The organism is Cohaesibacter haloalkalitolerans (assembly GCF_003574655.1).
Classification (GTDB): Bacteria; Pseudomonadota; Alphaproteobacteria; order Rhizobiales; family Cohaesibacteraceae; genus Cohaesibacter; species Cohaesibacter haloalkalitolerans.
Genome location: NZ_QNUM01000005.1, coordinates 452962 through 470898, shown reverse-complemented (window position 1 = coordinate 470898; position 17937 = coordinate 452962). Strand labels below are relative to the sequence as shown.

9 protein-coding genes are annotated in these 17937 nt (G+C 56.3%); 4 read left to right on the top strand and 5 right to left on the bottom strand.

The genetic code is table 11. The annotated features are described in order from the left end of the window. Positions 1-3: 3 nt before the first annotated feature. The 5 genes from recJ to DSL70_RS15165 form a co-directional block, all read right to left on the bottom strand. Positions 4-1818, bottom strand: a complete 1815-nt coding sequence (recJ, locus tag DSL70_RS15185) for a single-stranded-DNA-specific exonuclease RecJ (RefSeq protein ID WP_119308773.1) — start codon at positions 1816-1818, stop codon at positions 4-6. 156 nt (positions 1819-1974) lie between these two features. After that, entirely contained in the window at positions 1975-2964 is a 990-nt protein-coding gene (gene glpX, locus DSL70_RS15180) for a class II fructose-bisphosphatase (RefSeq protein ID WP_119308772.1), read from the bottom strand. Positions 2965-3051: 87 nt separating this feature from the next. After that, positions 3052-4380: a homoserine dehydrogenase gene (locus tag DSL70_RS15175; RefSeq protein WP_119308771.1), complete on the bottom strand. Its 1329-nt coding sequence runs from the start codon at positions 4378-4380 to the stop codon at positions 3052-3054. A gap of 217 nt (positions 4381-4597) precedes the next feature. Further along, a complete protein-coding gene (locus DSL70_RS15170) occupies positions 4598-5776 on the bottom strand; it encodes an LL-diaminopimelate aminotransferase (RefSeq protein WP_119308770.1) in 1179 nt (392 codons plus the stop codon). Positions 5777-5969: 193 nt separating this feature from the next. After that, positions 5970-6401 carry a hypothetical protein gene (locus tag DSL70_RS15165; protein WP_162916736.1) on the bottom strand — a complete coding sequence of 144 codons (432 nt, stop codon included), beginning with the start codon at positions 6399-6401 and terminating at the stop codon, positions 5970-5972. Between the two features lie 344 nt (positions 6402-6745). Between DSL70_RS15165 and phaC the strand changes: the two genes are divergently transcribed. From phaC to DSL70_RS15145, 4 genes are all read left to right on the top strand, one after another. Continuing rightward, positions 6746-8611: a class I poly(R)-hydroxyalkanoic acid synthase gene (phaC, locus tag DSL70_RS15160; RefSeq protein ID WP_119308840.1), complete on the top strand. Its 1866-nt coding sequence runs from the start codon at positions 6746-6748 to the stop codon at positions 8609-8611. Between the two features lie 315 nt (positions 8612-8926). Continuing rightward, the gene (locus DSL70_RS15155) at positions 8927-9979 is read left to right on the top strand and encodes an ABC transporter ATP-binding protein (protein WP_119308839.1); all 1053 of its coding nucleotides are present in this window, start codon (positions 8927-8929) and stop codon (positions 9977-9979) included. A 634-nt stretch (positions 9980-10613) separates the two neighbouring features. Next, positions 10614-16109: a glutamate synthase-related protein gene (locus DSL70_RS15150; RefSeq protein WP_483458439.1), complete on the top strand. Its 5496-nt coding sequence runs from the start codon at positions 10614-10616 to the stop codon at positions 16107-16109. A 58-nt stretch (positions 16110-16167) separates the two neighbouring features. Then, positions 16168-17919 (top strand): diflavin oxidoreductase, encoded by a 1752-nt coding sequence (locus DSL70_RS15145; protein WP_119308767.1) that lies wholly within the window; start codon positions 16168-16170, stop codon positions 17917-17919. The last annotated feature ends 18 nt before the right edge of the window (positions 17920-17937 follow it).

Below are 17937 nucleotides of genomic sequence, written 5' to 3'. Positions count from 1 at the left end.
GTCTCAGGGGCCCTTTATCTCTGCAGCATCAACGATGCGCAGTTGAACCGATGGACGCCCCTGCCAATAGTTCAGGGTCAGGCTCCCTGCAATATGCAGGCTGTTGCCCCTGTTATCGAGCAGAAGTTTTCCTATGGGCTCTTCCGATGCCCTGAAGCAGATGGCTTTCAGCTTGCCGCCCGAGCTATTTGAAATGGTGCAGCGGATGTGCCCCCCCTGCCCGACGACATCGGCAAAGGAGACCTTGTGAGCCGGAAAGACGAAGATCGGTTCCGGGTTGCCCGCTCCATAAGGGCCTGCTTTTTCCAGAGTGGTCACGAGCTCTTCTGTTGCGCCATTGGCCGTAAGCGCGGCGTCAATTTTCAGCTCGTCGCTGGCGCGGGCTTCTTCAACCTGAGACCTCAGCCTCTCGTGCAGGAAGTGGCGAAATTCGCGGATCCTGTCCGGCTCAATCGTCAGCCCTGCGGCCATGGCGTGGCCGCCCCCCTTCAGCAGCAATCCTTCGGCATGGGCCGCACGCACGGCGGCGCCAAGGTCGGAGCCGGAAATGGAGCGGCCTGAACCGGTGCCCTTGCCATCATCGCCGATCGCGATGGCAAAGGCCGGTCGCCGGAACCGTTCCTTGAGGCGCGAGGCAAGCAGGCCTACGATCCCGGCATGCCATTCGGAACTGAACGTGACCAGCCCGGCACACTCCGGGTCTTCCAGCAATTGTCGCTCGGCCTGGGTGATCGCGTCTTCCAGCATGATCTGTTCCAGAGCCTGCCGTTCCTTGTTGAGACGCTCCAGCTCGGACGCAATGTGTTCGGCTTCCGATGGGTCGGTGCAGGTCAGAAGACGTGCGCCGAGGGCCGCATCACCAATGCGCCCGCCCGCATTGATCCGGGGCCCAAGCATGAAACCGAGATGATAGGGGCTGACCGGCCCGGAAACACGGGAGACGGCAAGCAAGGCGTTGAGGCCAAGGTTGTGGTTCGAGCGGATCACCATCAGTCCCTTGACGACAAACGCCCGGTTGAGCCCGATGAGAGGTACCACGTCACAGACGGTTCCAAGGGCCACAAGATCCAGCCAGCCGAGAAGATCGGGCGGCGGGCAGCCCTTGCCATAAAAGCCGGATTGCCGCAGCAACCGATTGACGGCAACAAGCGTCATGAAGGTGACGCCCACAGCGGCCAGATGGCCCAGTTGGCTCAGGTCATCCTGCCGGTTCGGGTTAACGAGCGCTACCGAGACGGGCAGCTCTTCCCCCACCTGATGGTGATCGATGACAACGACATCGGTTTGGCGTTCAGCGGCGCGCTGGAGCGCATCGAAGGAGGTCGAGCCGCAGTCGAGTGTCAGAATGAGCGTATGGCCTTCATAGATCAGGCGATCCATGGCATCAGGGTTCGGGCCATAGCCTTCGAAGATCCGGTCGGGAATATAGATCGAGGCATCACAACCACAATGGCGCAGGAACAGCTTCATCAGCGAGCTTGAGGTGGCTCCATCAACGTCATAGTCGCCGAAAATTGCGATCTTTTCGCGGCGCTGAATGGCTTTGGCTATGCGGTCGGCCGCGATATCCATGTCTGTGAGGCTGGATGGATCCGGCATCAGATGCTTGATGCTTGGGTCGAGATAATGCGCGGCTGTGTCCACGTCGAGGCCACGGGCGACCATCACTCTGGCGACGATGTCGGGAATGTCCTGCCCCTGCGCAATTGCGTTGGCCATTTCCACGCCGCGCAGATCAAGACTTTCGACCCAACGACGCTCCTTGGCGGATTTGGAGATACCAAGATAGCTTTCGGCGGAGGCGTTGTCGGGGTGCATTGCGGCTTCAAATCTCTTGCTGGACGGGAATCACTGAATTTGCAGACAATCTATCACGAAGGAGCCGACCGGCGACAAAAAAGGCGGGCCGATGTGGCCCGCCGTTGGTTCTGATCGTCTTGTCGCCCCGTCTTTTTGGAGGACCTTCCAGGATGATCAATCGAGATGGAATTTCTCGAACTGACGGTGTTCGGTCTCCACCCAGCGAACGGTGCCGGTGGATGAGCGCATGACCACGGTTTGGGTCTTGATGATATCGCGGCCGAACTTGACACCGGAGAGCATGTTGCCGTCGGTAACGCCGGTTGCCGCGAAGGTCACATCGCCACCAGCGAGTTCGATGAGTTCGAACTTCTTGGATGGATCGGAAATACCCATACGGATGGCGCGCTGCAGCTGTTCCTCGTTATTGATGACGAGACGTCCCTGCATCTGGCCCCCGATACAACGCAGTGCAGAAGCAGCCAGAACACCTTCCGGAGCACCACCGATGCCCATGTAGATATCCATGCCGGTTTCATCCGGGTCGGTGATGTGAATGATGCCCTGCACGTCGCCGTCACCAATGAGACGGATAGCTGCGCCAGCGGCCCGAACATCTTCGATGAGTTTTGCGTGACGCGGGCGATCGAGAATGCAGACATTGAGATCCGCAACGCTAACCCCCTTCGCCTTGGCGAGGGCATCGAGGTTTTCAGCTGGCGTCCGGTCGAGGTCAACCAGACCCTTGGGGTAGCCGGGACCGATTGCGATCTTGTCCATGTAAACGTCAGGCGCGTTAAGCAGGCTGCCCTCGTCGGCGATGGCGATAACAGCCAATGAGTTCGGCTGGTTCTTTGCGCAGAGGGTTGTGCCTTCCAGCGGGTCAAGCGCGATGTCCACTTTTGGACCCTGATTGTTGCCCACTTCTTCGCCGATGTAGAGCATCGGTGCTTCGTCACGCTCGCCTTCACCGATCACCACGCGCCCCTTGATGGGCAGCTGGTTCAATTCGCGGCGCATCGCGTCCACTGCGGCCTGGTCGGCGGCCTTTTCATTGCCATGGCCTCTCAAGCGCGCCGCAGAAACGGCGGCTCGTTCAACTACACGAACAATTTCGAGAGTCAGGATTCGATCCAGTACCGGTGCTTCTCTGATTTCACTCATTCAACTTCCCCTTTTGCCCCGTTGGAGCGATATGTTCAATGAAATCGGCATTCAAACTTAACCCATTGAATTGAAATTATTCCAATTTCACAATCTCTCAATTCTGATGACCTGTGGAGATGCCACCACATGACCATCAGTCACGATCGTTTCGATCGCGGTACGGATGGCCAATTCCGTCGTCTCATAGGTTATGAGGACCACATCCTGCGGCGTCTTGTCTTTTGTAATCACTTCACTTTTCAGTTCTACTTTATCTTTGGCTTTTCTTTGAACTATACTTTCGAGTGAAATGCCCTGTTCTGCCATACGATTGGCGATGGAGGCAAAGACGCCAGACTGGTCGCTGACCTTGAGACGAATGTAATAGCCGCCCTCATGCGCCCGCATCTCGGCAGGCTTGTAGGGCTGAAGCGTCGCGGCAGGTCGACCGAGCGGTTTGACCTTGAGCCCGCGGGCAATGTCGATGACATCGGCAATGACGGCAGATGCAGTCGCCGCACCACCAGCGCCAGGGCCTGCAAGGGTGATCAACCCGATTGCGTCGCCTTCAATGGCAACCGCGTTGGTCACGCCATCGATCTGGGCAATGGGGGAATCCATCGGCACCATGGTGGGGTGAACACGCTGCTCGATGCCACTCTCGGTTTTCTGGGCAACCCCGAGCAGCTTGATCCGAAAACCAAGCTCTTCGGCCGCGACGATGTCGGCTTGAGTGATGCTGGTAATGCCTTCAAGGAAGATGGAGTCGATATCGATCTGATTGCCGAAAGCAAGGCTGGTGAGAATGGCCAGCTTGTGGGCGGTGTCGTTGCCCTCGATGTCGAAAGACGGGTCTGCTTCGGCATAACCTAGGCGCTGGGCGTCCTTGAGGCAATCCTCAAATGCGATTCCCTCGTCTTCCATGCGCGACAGGATATAGTTGCAGGTGCCGTTGAGAATGCCATAGATACGGGTGATCGTGTTGCTGGTTAGGCCTTCGCGGATGGCCTTGACAACAGGAATGCCGCCAGCGACGGCGGCTTCGAAATTGATCGAGACATTGTGCTCTTCGGCAAGCTGAGCCAGTTCGTTGCCATGCCGGGCCAACAGGGCCTTGTTGGCGGTGATGACATGCTTGCCAGCCATGATGGCTGCTCTTACGGCTTCTTCCGCCGGACCACTGTCGCCACCAATCAGTTCGACAAAAACGTCAATCTCGTCGCTCTTGGCCATCTCGGTGGGGTCTGTGTACCAACTGAAACGGGTGAGATCGACGCCGCGGTCCTTGTTGGGATTTCTGGCGGAAACCGCTTCAACCCGAAGCGCACGACCGGCCTTGATTGCCAGTTCATTTTCCATGGAGACGAGACGTTTGAGGGCAGAAATGCCTACCGTGCCGAGACCGGCAAGGCCGAGCTTGAGAGGAGCGCTCATGTATTTATGGAGTCCAATAAAATGTTATTGTTGGCTTGGTGCTTTTGCAAATTAATTTCTGAAAGAAAAAAAATCAGGAAATTCAAGAGCAAAACTGCTTGTTCTTGAATAATTACGCAAGCCAACAGCCATTCGCAAGCACAATCTGGAAATAACCGGATTTCTCTACACTCGCGAATGGCATTTTGTTTCTGACTACATATCGGGATGCAGTTTATTACTCAGCAGAGGCAAGGAAGCGACGAATGTTGCGCGCTGCCTGGCGAATGCGCTGTTCGTTTTCCACGAAGGCAAGGCGCACATAGTCGTCACCATATTCCCCGAATCCGACGCCCGGAGCGACGGCTACATGGGCTTCGGCCACCAGCCGTTTGGCGAATTCGAGCGAACCGATGGAGCGGAACTTTTCCGGCACCTGTACCCAGGCGAACATGGTTGCTTCCGGTGTCGGGATCGGCCAGCCTGCACGAGTGAAGCTTTCGACCATGACATCCCGGCGATAACGATAGACCTCACGGGCCTCGGCGATGCAGTCCTCTGCACCGTTGAGGGCTGCCGCTGCCGCGACCTGAATGGGCGTGAAGGCACCGTAGTCGAGGTAGGATTTCACCCGTGTCAGCGCACGGATCATCCGTTCGTTGCCGACCGCAAAGCCCATGCGCCAGCCGGGCATGGAGAAGGTCTTTGACAGCGAAGTGAATTCCACTGCGATATCCTTGGCCCCGTCCACCTGCAGGATCGACGGCGGCAGTTCGTCACCGAAATAGATCTCTGCATAGGCCAGATCGCTCAGCACCATGATGTCATGCTCTTTGGCGATCCGGACAACTTCCTTGTAGAAGTTGAGGTCGACCGTATAGGCGGTCGGGTTGGACGGATAGTTGACGATAAGCGCGATCGGCTTCGGAATGGAATGACGAACGGCCCTGTCGATGGCACGGAAGAATTCCTCGTTCGGCTCAGCCGGCATGGAGCGCACGACGCCGCCGGACATGATGAAACCGAAGGAGTGAATCGGATAGGTCGGGTTCGGAACGAGAACCACGTCCCCCGGGCTGGTGATGGCCTGTGCCATGTTGGCAAAGCCTTCCTTGGAGCCAAGGGTGGCCACGATTTCGGTTTCCGGGTTCAGTTTGACCCCGAAACGACGCTCGTAATAGGCAGCCTGGGCGCGACGAAGGCCAGGAATACCACGAGACGTCGAATAGCGATGGGTCCGCGGATCAAGGACCGTTTCGTTGAGCTTGTCGACAATGTGCTTTGGCGTCGGCAAATCAGGGTTACCCATGCCCAGATCTATGATATCCGCGCCTTCCGCTCGCGCCTTCGCCTTAATCCGGTTGACCGGTTCAAAGACATAAGGAGGGAGACGGCGTATTTTATGGAACTCATCCATAGTTAGGCTCCTTGGTAGCAGGATTGGATCATAGAAATTGGCGTTAGCCAGCGAAGTGAAGGGAAAATGGCGCTAACAGGTCAGCTTTGCCACATCTAATTCAGTTTTTGCACATGGGAATTGGTCAATACGGTGGCAGAGACGCCATCGTCAAAAGCTATCCAACAGGCACACCAGACGCAAGGGAAAGGGGTCAGTTCCCGGCTCTCTTGTTGAGCTTGAGGAGCTCCGCTTCCAGCGCCTTGCGCTCTTCCGGGGTGAGAAGCGCAGGATCCTTGTCAGACAACACCGCGACAGCGGGATAGTCTTCCGTCTGCTGGGCTTCGTTCAACAGGCTCATGGAATAGCCAAGCTCGGACGGCAACAGCATGGATTGCCCCTCGCCAGCCTGATTGCCAGATGCCAGCTTGCCAGTTGCCTGCTTGTCCGATGTTGCGGTTCCGTTTGTCGTCCTGGTCTGCGCAACAAGTCCGCTTGTCGCAGACGGGGAATCGGCAAAATCCTGATGGGTCGCAGAGCAGCCCGCCGCCGCCAACAGCATGGCCGCAGCAAGCAGCCTGACGCCTGCGCGTCCCTGTTGGTGTTTAACGCCATGAAGAGAAGATTTAGCGTCGCGAGCAGTCACTAGACTTTCCTTTTGAAACGGGAGCACTCCGGGCAGGAGCGCCAGACAGGACGATCATATACTATATTATTTGCGTGATCGTTTATATTGCCAACAGGTCTGAACGGCAGGATGCAACAGAATGTCGCGCTGGTTTCAGAAATAGTTACAGCGATTTGCCTTTTCAAGTCCAGTACCCAAACGAAACCAGTCGGCATTTTGTGACACGATGGGTTTATTGAAATCCTGATGGGGATAGGATAACGAACAACAATCCCGGTCCCGTGTGCCATGCCGCTAAATGGAGCGTTGTGGCATCCATTTTGGGCTTTTCTGCTGAAGATCAACAGGTTGGTGACTTTGACATGGTGAAGGACAAGGACGAGGCCGACAACGGTCCTGAAGATGGACGGGACAAGGAAAGCACTCAATCCAACGGCTTCGAGCAGGAATTTGCCCAGTTCATGATCCAGGATCCTGAGAAATTCGCTACCAATGTCGCCCATATCTTCGAGGAAGCCGGCAAGGTTGCTTCTGCCTATCTGCGTCCGCGCGAAAGTGGCATGGACCGTCATACCGTCGACTATGTCAACCAGATGGTGCGAACCTTTGGCGAAGTCACACAGCACTGGACATCCGACCCTCAGCGAGCCATGGAAGCTCAAACCCGCCTGTGGGGGCGCTGTCTGGATCTTTGGGGCGCTTCCAGCCGTCGCATGATGGGGGAACAGGTGGACGACATTGCCAGTCCGGCAACCGGGGATCTGCGGTTCGACGATCCCGACTGGCAGGCCAACCCTTTCTTCTCCTTCATCAGGCAGCTTTATCTGATTGCCTCCCAGTGGGCGAGTGAAATGGTGGTTGAAGCGGACAGCGTCGACGAGCATACGCGGCACAAGGCCCTGTTCTACGTCAACCAGATCTTCAACGCTCTTTCGCCCAGCAATTACGTGCTGACCAATCCGGCCCTGTTGCGCGAGACGCTGGAAAACAACGGCGAAAATCTCATTCGCGGCATGCAGATGCTGGCCGAGGATATTCAGGCAGGCGGCGGCAACCTGCTCATCCGCCAGACCGATGCCTCTGTGTTTCGTCTTGGTGACAATATTGCCGTAACACCGGGCAAGGTTGTCGCCCAGAACGATATCTGCCAGCTGATCCAGTATGAAGCCCAAACAGAGACAGTCCAGAAAACGCCACTGCTGATCTTCTCGCCATGGATCAACAAATACTACATTCTCGACCTCAACGAGCGAAAAAGCTTCATCCAGTGGTGCGCGCGTCAGGGGCACACGGTTTTCGCCGTTTCATGGGTCAATCCAGACGAGAGCCTGAGGGACAAGGGCTTCGCTGACTATATGCGCGAAGGCATTCTGAGCTCGATCGAGACGGTGCGGCAGATTACCGGCGAGCAAAAGGTCAACGCGCTTGGCTATTGCGTCGGCGGCACACTTCTCTCGTCCGCAATGGCCTATCTTGCTGCTAAGGATATCGACTGGATCAACAGCGCAACACTGATTGCCGCTCAGGTTGATTTTGCGGAAGCTGGCGATCTCAAGGTGTTTATTGACGAAGAACAGCTCACAGAACTTGAACAGATCATGGACCGACAGGGTTATCTGGATGGGCAGTCGATGGCCAATGTCTTCAACATGCTCCGGCCCAACGATTTGATCTGGCCCTATTTCGTCAACAATTATATGCGCGGGCTGGAGCCATTTCCATTCGATCTGTTATTCTGGAATCAGGATTCTACCCACATGACGGCAGCCTGTCATTCCTTCTACTTGCGCAAATGCTATCTGGAAAACGCCCTTGCCTCTGGTATCATGGAGCTGGACGGCGTTCGGCTTGATCTCAACTCCATCAAGGCACCAGTCTATTGCCTTGCGCTCAAGGAGGACCATATCGCCCCTGCTCGCTCGGTCTACAACGGCGCCCGATTGTTTGGCGGGTCCGTCGACTTCGTCCTTGGCGGCTCGGGTCATATCGCTGGCGTTGTCAATCCGCCCGTGTTGAAGAAATACCAGTTCTGGCGCGGAGGGACTGCAGATGGCAGTCTTGAGGACTGGCTTGAAACGGCAACGGCTACGCCCGGCTCCTGGTGGCCGGATTGGCATGAATGGCTCGTTGCCCGCAGCGGTGGTGAAGTCCCTGCCCGTGCGATCGGCTCACCAGACTTTCCGCCGATGGAAGACGCACCCGGAGACTATGCACGCAAAGCCTGCTAGACCGCCCGCTTGTCTGTCTGGCAGCACAAACAGTTTCAAATGAACATGATTGCACTGTCCTTTCACGTTCCCTTTACATGCAAAACATCTTATTTCATTCATAAAATCATAAACTTACCGAGTGTCTCCGGCGGGCGCATCAGAAACACTCACTCGCCAATTGCCATGTTCACTTTCATTCAACCGTCACAGACTCGTATTAATACCAACCGGTAAAGCAACGGGATGGCGGCCATTCGACAAGGGGCAACAGAGCTATCCGTCCTGCCGCGTCCTGCTGGCAGCGTGCGTTGTGCGTTGCGGATGGGGGCTGATGTGGCAAAGCTGAGTTATCGCGATATTTCCAAGAGTTTTGGCGGAACGGACGTCTTGAAGTCCATTTCCCTTGATGTGGAAGATGGTGAAATGATCGCCCTGCTCGGCCCCTCTGGCTGCGGCAAGACGACAATGTTGCGCCTCACGGCCGGATTCGAACGCCCGGACTGTGGCTCTATCCTCAAGGGCAACACACTGCTGTCTGATCAGCGCAACCATGTGGCACCGGAAAACAGGAACATGGGCATTGTCTTCCAATCCTATGCCCTGTGGCCCAACATGACCGTGGCCGAGAATGTCGCCTATCCGCTCAAGATACGCAAACTGCCCGAGGACCAGATCGATATCATTCTTTTCAATGCACTTGAAACGGTATCCCTGCTTGATTTTGCCGAAGCCGAACCAGCCATTCTTTCCGGAGGGCAGCGGCAGCGCGTGGCGCTCGCCCGTTGTCTGGTGATGGAACCGGATGCCGTTTTGCTCGATGAGCCCCTTTCCAATCTCGACGCTCATTTGCGGGAAGTAATGCAACGCACCTTTCTGCAGTTTCATGAGCAGTCAAAGGCAACCATGCTCTATGTCACCCATGATCAGGCCGAGGCCATGGCGCTGGCTGACCGGATTGCCGTCATGTTCGACGGTCAGCTGGAACAGGTTGACCGACCGCAGGATCTCTATCGCAAACCGAAAACCGAACGGGTGGCACGGTTCATTGGTCAAAGTTCCATACTCACCGCTTATCTGGAGCGAAAATCAGAAGGTGAGCGGCGCGATGTGGTCATCAATGGACAGGTCTTCAGCACCCGCCAGAGCAACGAGATTGCACTGATGCCGGAGGCAACGCCGGTGAGCCTTTGTGTTCGGCCCGAGCATATCCGGCTGGACCATCAGAACGGCCTGCCCGCCCGCGTTACCTCTTCGTCCTATCAGGGAGAACGGTATCGGGTAGCGCTGGAAATGAGTGACGGAACAGATGTGGTCGCCTATAGTGAGCACAAGGTAAAACCCGATGAGCTGGTGCGTTTTACCTTTGAGAATGCCTGGGCGATGTAGTTTCGACCGTGATACGTCTGGATCGGATGAGCTCCTTTCGGACCAACGATCGAGCAAGAGTCCCGCACAAAATGCGGTACATTGAGAATGAAACACCCTGTTTCGGGCCTGGCGGTTGACCGTCGGCAAATGAGGTCCATTGTCGCAAAAAACGGCCAATTCCTTCACTTTTTCAAAACTTATCAGGTTTGGAACGTTTGTATTTAATACACGGCAGCCAAGAAACATTTGCGCATATTGTACGGAAAAATGGAGCCAAAACGAAAAATTCGTCCGTTTTCGACTTTTATGCGCTTGACGCATTCAGCCATACCATTTACGCACAGCCCTAGTTCTGCAACATGAATTCTCGGCATCTGGTTTCAAGAGAAAATTGGATGATCGGGATTTTTGCGCCCCTTTCGCAAGAATTGAGCTAATATTGCCCGCGTAAATGAGCTTGTACAGAAGTTTATAAAGCAATAGTTCAATGGCGCGTGTACCCCCCAAGGTGCAATGCAAAGCGGAGCCGTCGAGCGGAAAGCTCGTCGTCATTACGGATCCTTGCAAAGGTCCGGTTTCGAATAAAGACGACGATCTCTCATCTTGGTCCATATCGCATGGACCGAACCTGGAGGTCGCGCCCTTTTAAATAGTGAGGATAAGCGGTTTGGAACAGTCTCAGCATCAATTCGGCCTGTATGACCATAGCTTTGAAAAAAGCAGTTGCGGTGTTGGCTTCTTGACTTACAAATCCGGCGAACAGACCCATGACGTTCTGCTGAAGGCGAATGAAGCCTTGTGCACCGTGCCCCATCGTGGCGGCATGAGCGCAGAAGGCGTTGGCGATGGTGCCGGTGTTTGTGTTGATTTGTCTCTGTCCTTCTTCCGAAAGATAACCGGCATCCCCACTCTGGAGCTTGGCGAATTTGGCGTTGGCAACTTCTTCCTGCCTGAACTCAAGAAAAACTGGGAAGCTGCAGACAAACTGATCAAGGATAGCCTTGAGAAGAACGGTCTGCGCATTGTTCTTGTGCGTGATGCGCCGGTCAACAACTCGGTTATCCGCCCTGCTGCACTCAAATACATGCTGGCCGTGCATCAGGTCGTCTTCGTCAAGGGCGAAGCGATGGATGAAAAGGGGTTTGACCGCAAGATCCATGATGCCCTGATGGCCATCGAGGCCAAGGCCTATCTGGAGCCTTCTCTGAAGGGGCTTTATCCTCTCTCCATGTCTGCGCACACGCAAGTCTACAAGGGGCGTCTCAACTCCAACGAGATCATTCCCTATTTCTATGATCTGACGGACGAAGATCACAAGATCCACTCGCTGTTCTTCCATACGCGCTTTTCGACCAACACCGAGCCGCAGCCGTCCATGGCGCAGCCGTTCCGTTTGATGGCGCACAACGGCGAGCTCAACACGGACAAGAAGAACCGTCTGTCCGAAGCCACCATCGCCCAGATGAAGAACCAGCAGATCTATTCGCCTCCGGGCCAGTCCGACTCTGCTCGTCTCGACCAGACGCTGGAGCGGCGCCTCATCGAGGACGATCTGGATCTGATTACGGCGGTTGTCGCCATGATGCCTCCTGCCTGGGAAAACGACACCCGTTTCCCCGAGGACGTTCGCGTCATGCTCGAGTATTTCTCTCTGTATGAAGAGAAGAACGACGGACCAGCTGCCCTGATCTTCGGCAACGGAACGGTTGTCGGCGCGCGTCTTGACCGTCTTGGCCTGCGTCCGCTGCGGTCTGTTGAAACGAGCGACTATCTGTGTGTCATGTCCGAAGCCGGACAGGTTGATTTTGATCCGGAAAGCATCATTCGTCGCGGCCGCATCGAGGCCGGTGGCATGCTCTATTTCGATCACGCAACCAAGAAGTCCTACACCTCCGACGAAGCTCTCAAGATGCTCGCGTCCAAGCGCGACTATCGCGAGCTGCTTGAAAAGGCTCGCAAGAACCTTGAAGACCTGCCGCGAGCAGAAGGAAAGACCGTCGTTTCGCCAAGCTTTACCGACGTGCAGCGGTCTGTTGCCTATGGTCTAAACCAGGAAAGCTTCAAGTTCCTGCTTGACCCGATGATGCTGACCGGCAAGGAAAAGATTTCGGCCATGGGCTACGGCGTAGCCATCAACGCGCTGACCGATCAGGAAGGCGGCATGTCGAAATACTTCTCCCAGCGGTTTGCCCAGGTGACCAACCCGCCGCTTGACAGTATCCGTGAAGCAGACGGCATGACGCTGCGTGTTGCGCTCGGTGCCAAGCCGCATTTCAACAAGGGTGAAACCAAGCAATTGGTCGTCCAGAGCCCCATTTTGTCTCCTGACGATCTGGCCGCCATTCGTGCTCAAAGTGATGTCGCCATCACAGAAGTGCCGATGGTGTTCGAGGTCGACCACAAGGCATCCAAACAGAAGGCGCAGGACGACCTGATCGCCGCTGTTGACCATGTCTGCGATCAGGTGGAACACGCTGCCCGTGAAAAAGGTGGCATCGTCATCTTGTCCGACGCCATGGTCGACGAAAAGCTCGCTGCCATTCCGCTGCCCCTGATGATCTCGGCTGCCAACCAGCGGCTGATTGAACAGGGCATGCGCTTCCGCGTGTCTCTGGTTGCCGAGAGCGGCCAGATCGCTTCTGCTCACCAGATTGCTACCTCCCTCGGGTTTGGCGCGTCGGCTGTCATGCCTGTCGTCGTTGAAGCACGTGCGATGGAATTTGCCAAGGGTGACAGGTCCGCAGCCAAGGCCAACATTGCCAAGTTCATCTATGCTGCCAACAAGTCGCTGATGAAAACCATGGGCAAGGTCGGCCTCTGCACGGCAGAAAGCTACATCGGTGGTGAGTTCTTCGAGCCGAACTTCCTCGACACGGACGAGAAGATCCTGAAGCGCTATTTCCCGAACATGAAGAACACGGTTGGTGGTGTGGACTTTGCGTCCGTTGCCAAGAGTGTTGTCGAGTGGCATAAGCGCGCCTGTGAAGTCAAATCCGAAGACGACATTCCGCTGCTGGGTCTGTTCAAGGAGCGGTCTGAAGGGGCCGGTCACACCTATGGCAACATGGCTGTGCGTGGCTTTGTTGAAATGACCGCAGAGAAGATCCAGTCCGAGCATGGTGCCCCACAGGAAGGCGACGCCAACGAAGACGACTTGCGCCTTTTGCCGGTTGCGCGTCTGAAAGACGCCTATGGCAAGGGATCTGGCTCCTATCGCAACACCAGCTTTGCCCGTCGCACCCCGGAAGAAATCGACGCCTTCAAGATCACGCCCAACTACCGCAAGTTCGCGCTCGAGCTTGCCAAGGAACGTGAAGCACGTCCGGCGGCGCTGCGTGACGTCCTAGGTTTCCCGACGGACATCAGCTGGGCAACGACGGCGGAAGAGTTCCAGCACGAGTTGTTCAAGCATGACCTGGTGGGCAACAACGAGTTCTTCGTTCGTGGCCTGCGCGTTCATCACAACAAGGACGACAGCTTCACGGTCTTCTTTGCCAGCAAATACACCCACGAGAGACTGGTCGCCCTGTCGATTGCGCTCAAGAACCAGTTCGGGGATGAGCTGCTGTCGATGAGGACCGAAGGCGAGAACATTCACATCACCGCCAAGGGTCAGGCTCACTACTATTTGGCCAACCACCGTCGTCCCTATGGCAAGTTGCCGTTGAACAGAGTTCAGCCAGCCCATGAAATCACCGCGATGCTCGCATCCGGTGCCATGTCCCATGGTGCGCTTGTTGCGCCAGCCCATGAGGCTGTGGCTCATGGTGCCAACATGGTTGGCGCTTTCTCTAACTCTGGTGAAGGTGGCGAACACTATTCACGTTACGGCACGATCCGCTCATCGAGCATCAAGCAGCTTGCTTCCGGTCGTTTCGGTGTCTGGACCGGCTATCTTGCCGACCCGACCCTCGAAGAGATCGAGATCAAGATTGCCCAGGGTGCAAAGCCGGGTGAAGGCGGACAGCTGCCGGGCAAGAAGGTAACGGTTGAAATCGCTGCGGCCCGTGGTGGTACGCCAGGGGTCGAGCTGATCTCGCCTCCTCCGCACCATGACACCTACTCCATCGAGGATTTGGCTCAGCTCATCCACGATGCCAAGGCGGCGCGTGTGCGCGTCATTGTCAAGCTGGTGTCGTCCGAAGGGATCGGCACGATCGCGGTTGGCGTTGCCAAGGCTGGCGCCGATGTCATCAACATCGCCGGCAACTCCGGTGGTACCGGGGCTGCTGCGGTGACCTCGCTCAAGAACACCGGTCGTGCGGCGGAAATCGGCCTTGCCGAAGTCCATCAGGCTCTCTGTGTCAACGGCTTGCGTGACAAGGTCATCCTGCGTTGTTCCGGTGCCCACCAGACCGCATCCGACGTCATCAAGTCCTGCCTGCTCGGCGGCGACAGCTTCGAGTTTGGCACCACGGCCCTGATGATGCTCAAGTGCGTGATGGCCAAGAACTGCAACATCAAGTGCCCGGCCGGTTTGACGACGAACTCGGAAGTGTTCGACGGCGACCCGCGTGCGCTCGGTCAGTATCTGATGAACATTGCCCATGAATGCCGCGAGATCCTTGCGAACCTCGGCTTCAAGAGCATGCGCGAGGCACGTGGCCGGTCCGACTATCTGCATCTGATCAAGCATCCAAGCGCGATCGGCCAGATGGATCTGAGAAAGATGCTGAAGCTGGTGGAAGAGGTTCATATCAAGGAACCGGTCTATCTCGAAGCTCACTATGAGATCGATGACATGCTCTTGAAGGAATTCAAGAACAAGGCCGTTCAGCGTCATCACCGCAACGCCAAGCTCATCGTCGAGAAGAAGCTCGACAACCGCAACAAGACGGTTGGCGGCCAGTTCGCGATCGATATCGAGCGCATGCTCCAGCACGAGATCTCGGAAAAGCATGTAAAGTCAATGCCGATGGTCTACACCGATGACCGCGGCCGCAACATGCTGAAGCCGGAAACGCTGGAAATCCATACGCATGGCTCTGCTGGCCAGTCGTATGCGGCCTTCTGCAACTCCGGCATGGTCTTCCATCATGTGGGAACCTGCAACGACGGCGTCGGCAAAGGTGCATCTGGTGGCTATATCGCCATTCATACGCCGGGTGGCGGCTCCGAAGAGAACGTGCTGATCGGCAACTTTGCACTGTTCGGCGCCTGCGGGGCTTCGCTGTTCGTCGAAGGCGGCGCCGGTGACCGTTTCGGGGTCCGCAACTCCGGCGCAACGGCTGTTGTCGAAGGTGTTGGCGACTTCTGTGGTGAATATATGACCAACGGCGCCATCATGAACCTTGGCGGCTTCGGCAAGGGCTTCTGTAACGGTATGTCCGGTGGCGTTGCCTACCAGTATGACCCTTACGACAAGCTGGAATCGCTCTACAGCCATGACTCGGTCAAGCTGCATCGTCTGGACGGTGACAACGACCGCGCCAAGCTGCACAGGCTGGCCGTTCAGCGCCTGCTGCGCCATCACGTCAAGTTCACCGGCTCGAAGAAAGGCAAGTTCCTGCTCGACAATTTCGAAACGGAAATCGTCAACTTCAAGTTCGCCACGCCGCTGGCGCTCGAGACCTATCAGAACTACGAAGCCATTCTGAAGGCCAACCCGCGCAAGGAGCTGACGGAAGAGCTTGCCAACGCTCTGGTTTCTTACCAGATCCGCAAGTTCAAGCTGGCCTATCGCGATGGCAAGGTGATTGCTGGCGGTATCATTCCGTCGCAGGGCGAGACCGACACCAAGCTGATGTATGAGCTGATCAACAACTTCACGGTGATCAACATGGCTCAGCAGATCGTCAAGACCCGCTACCGCGGCGAGGAGATCGATGCGGCTACGCTCAACGTCGGCGTCAGGAAGCTGATCCTCACCGAGGACTTCAACCTGATGACCAAGCTGTCGAACATCGCGAAGCAGGCGCTGGCCGACTATTCCGACATGGAACTGGCCGTCCTTGTGTCTGACAAGCGCATGAAAGACTACAAAGTCGCATTGTCCAACCGGAACGTCCCTCTGATGGACTCCATCGGCACATACGGCTGGATCCTGCTTCAGGATCGGTTGAACCGCAAAGCCATGGGCGCGTTGCCGGACTTCGAGGCACTGTTTGCCGCGACGTCCAGCCAGGAACTGGTCAAGCAGGTGTCCTAGACACCTGCTTTCCAAGACGTCCTTTCGATAGCAATTCCAATTGACGGATCAAAGAGAGATGACCATACCTTTCCTTCCTGCTGACGCCCCCTTTTCCGAAGACCAGAAGTCTTGGCTTGCCGGCTTCTATGCGGGCCTGCACACCCAGATGCTTGTCGGCAAAAAATCACAGACCGCAGAATCCAAATCGACCATCACCGCCAATATTCTCTACGGCACCCAGACGGGGAACTCCGAAGGGCTGGCGGAAGACTTCGGCGCGGCCCTGCGCGCCGATGGCGTCAACGCTGTCGTGACCTCGCTTGACGAGATCGAAGTCGAGGCTCTGGCCGACATGCACTATGTCTTCCTGATCACCTCCACCTATGGCGAAGGCGAAATGCCAGACAATGCCCAGATGTTCTGGGATGCCCTCAAGGGCTCTGACGCGCCGCGCCTCGAGCATTTGCACTTTGCTGTATTGGCACTGGGCGATACGGCCTATGACGGCTTCTGCGAGGCTGGCAAGCAGTTTGACCTGCGCTTCGAACAGCTTGGCGCCAAACGGTTGACCGCCCGTGTCGACTGCGACGTCGACTATGAAGAAAGCGCCGAAGGCTGGATGACCTCTTCTCGCGAAGAGCTTGCCAAGCACAACCCGGAGGGTGGCGAAGGCAAACTTGCCGAAGCTGCCTCCGTTGGCACCAAGGCAAAGTCCAAGTGGTCGCGCAAGAATCCGTTCGAAGCACCGGTCACTGTGAACCATCTGCTTTCCGGCGCAGGTTCTGCCAAGGAAATCAGGCATTACGAGTTCGATCTGTCCAACGACGGCCCGACCTATGAAGCTGGCGATGCGCTCAATGTCATCCCGACCAACGACCCTGCCCTCGTTGCCGACTGGCTCGACTATCTTGGCGTTCCCGGTGATACTGCGGTTGCAGGCAAGGATGTTTCACTGGAAGAACTGCTGTTCAGCCAGCTTGAAATCTCGACGCCTTCCAGCGAGTTCATCAAGGCGATTTCCAGCCGCTCCGATGACGAACATCTCGAGCACATCGTTGATTTCAACGACAAGGAAGCCATGGAGGCCTATCTGTGGTCCAAGGATGCTCTGGACATTGCACGGCTGCATCCCAAGGCGAAATTCTCTGTCGCTGAGCTGATCGGTCTGTTCAAGCCTCTGCAGCATCGGGCCTATTCCATTTCGTCCAGTTCCAAGATGTACGAAACCAGTGTTCATCTAACCGTTGCTTCCGTTCGCTACGAAAGCCATGGCCGCAAGCACGGCGGTGTCGCCTCCTGCTTCCTTGCCGATCGTGTCGGTCAGGACAAGGCACGGGTCTTCATTTCGCCAAACAAGAGTTTCCGCGTTCCCGAGAACAATGACGTTCCGATGATCATGGTCGGTCCGGGCACGGGCATTGCGCCATTCCGCGCCTTCCTGCAGGAACGTCAGGCAATCGGGGCCAAAGGCTTCAACTGGCTGTTTTTCGGCGATCAGCACGAAAAATCCGATTTCATCTACAAGGATGAACTGGCCAAGATGCAGGCTGATGGTGTGCTCAACCGGCTCGACCTCGCCTTCTCGCGCGATCAGGCCGAGAAGATCTACGTCCAGACCCGCATGAAGGAAAACGGCAAGGAACTTTATGCAGCCTTGCAGGAAGGCGGGCACTTCTACGTCTGTGGTGACGCCTCCCGTATGGCCAAGGATGTGGATCGGGCGCTGCATGCGGTCATATCCGATCAGGCTGGCCTCAGTGATGACGGGGCGATGGACTATGTCAATCAGCTCAAGAAGGAAAAGCGCTACGTGCGTGACGTCTATTGATGACACACGGATAGCCAA

Coding starts and splice junctions, on each gene's coding strand:
- DSL70_RS15170 (WP_119308770.1), bottom strand. CDS start 5,776: ATGGATGAGTTCCATAAAATACGCCGTCTCCCTCCTTATGTCTTTGAA.
- DSL70_RS15145 (WP_119308767.1), top strand. CDS start 16,168: ATGACCATACCTTTCCTTCCTGCTGACGCCCCCTTTTCCGAAGACCAG.
- DSL70_RS15175 (WP_119308771.1), bottom strand. CDS start 4,380: ATGAGCGCTCCTCTCAAGCTCGGCCTTGCCGGTCTCGGCACGGTAGGC.
- glpX (WP_119308772.1), bottom strand. CDS start 2,964: ATGAGTGAAATCAGAGAAGCACCGGTACTGGATCGAATCCTGACTCTC.
- recJ (WP_119308773.1), bottom strand. CDS start 1,818: ATGCACCCCGACAACGCCTCCGCCGAAAGCTATCTTGGTATCTCCAAA.
- phaC (WP_119308840.1), top strand. CDS start 6,746: ATGGTGAAGGACAAGGACGAGGCCGACAACGGTCCTGAAGATGGACGG.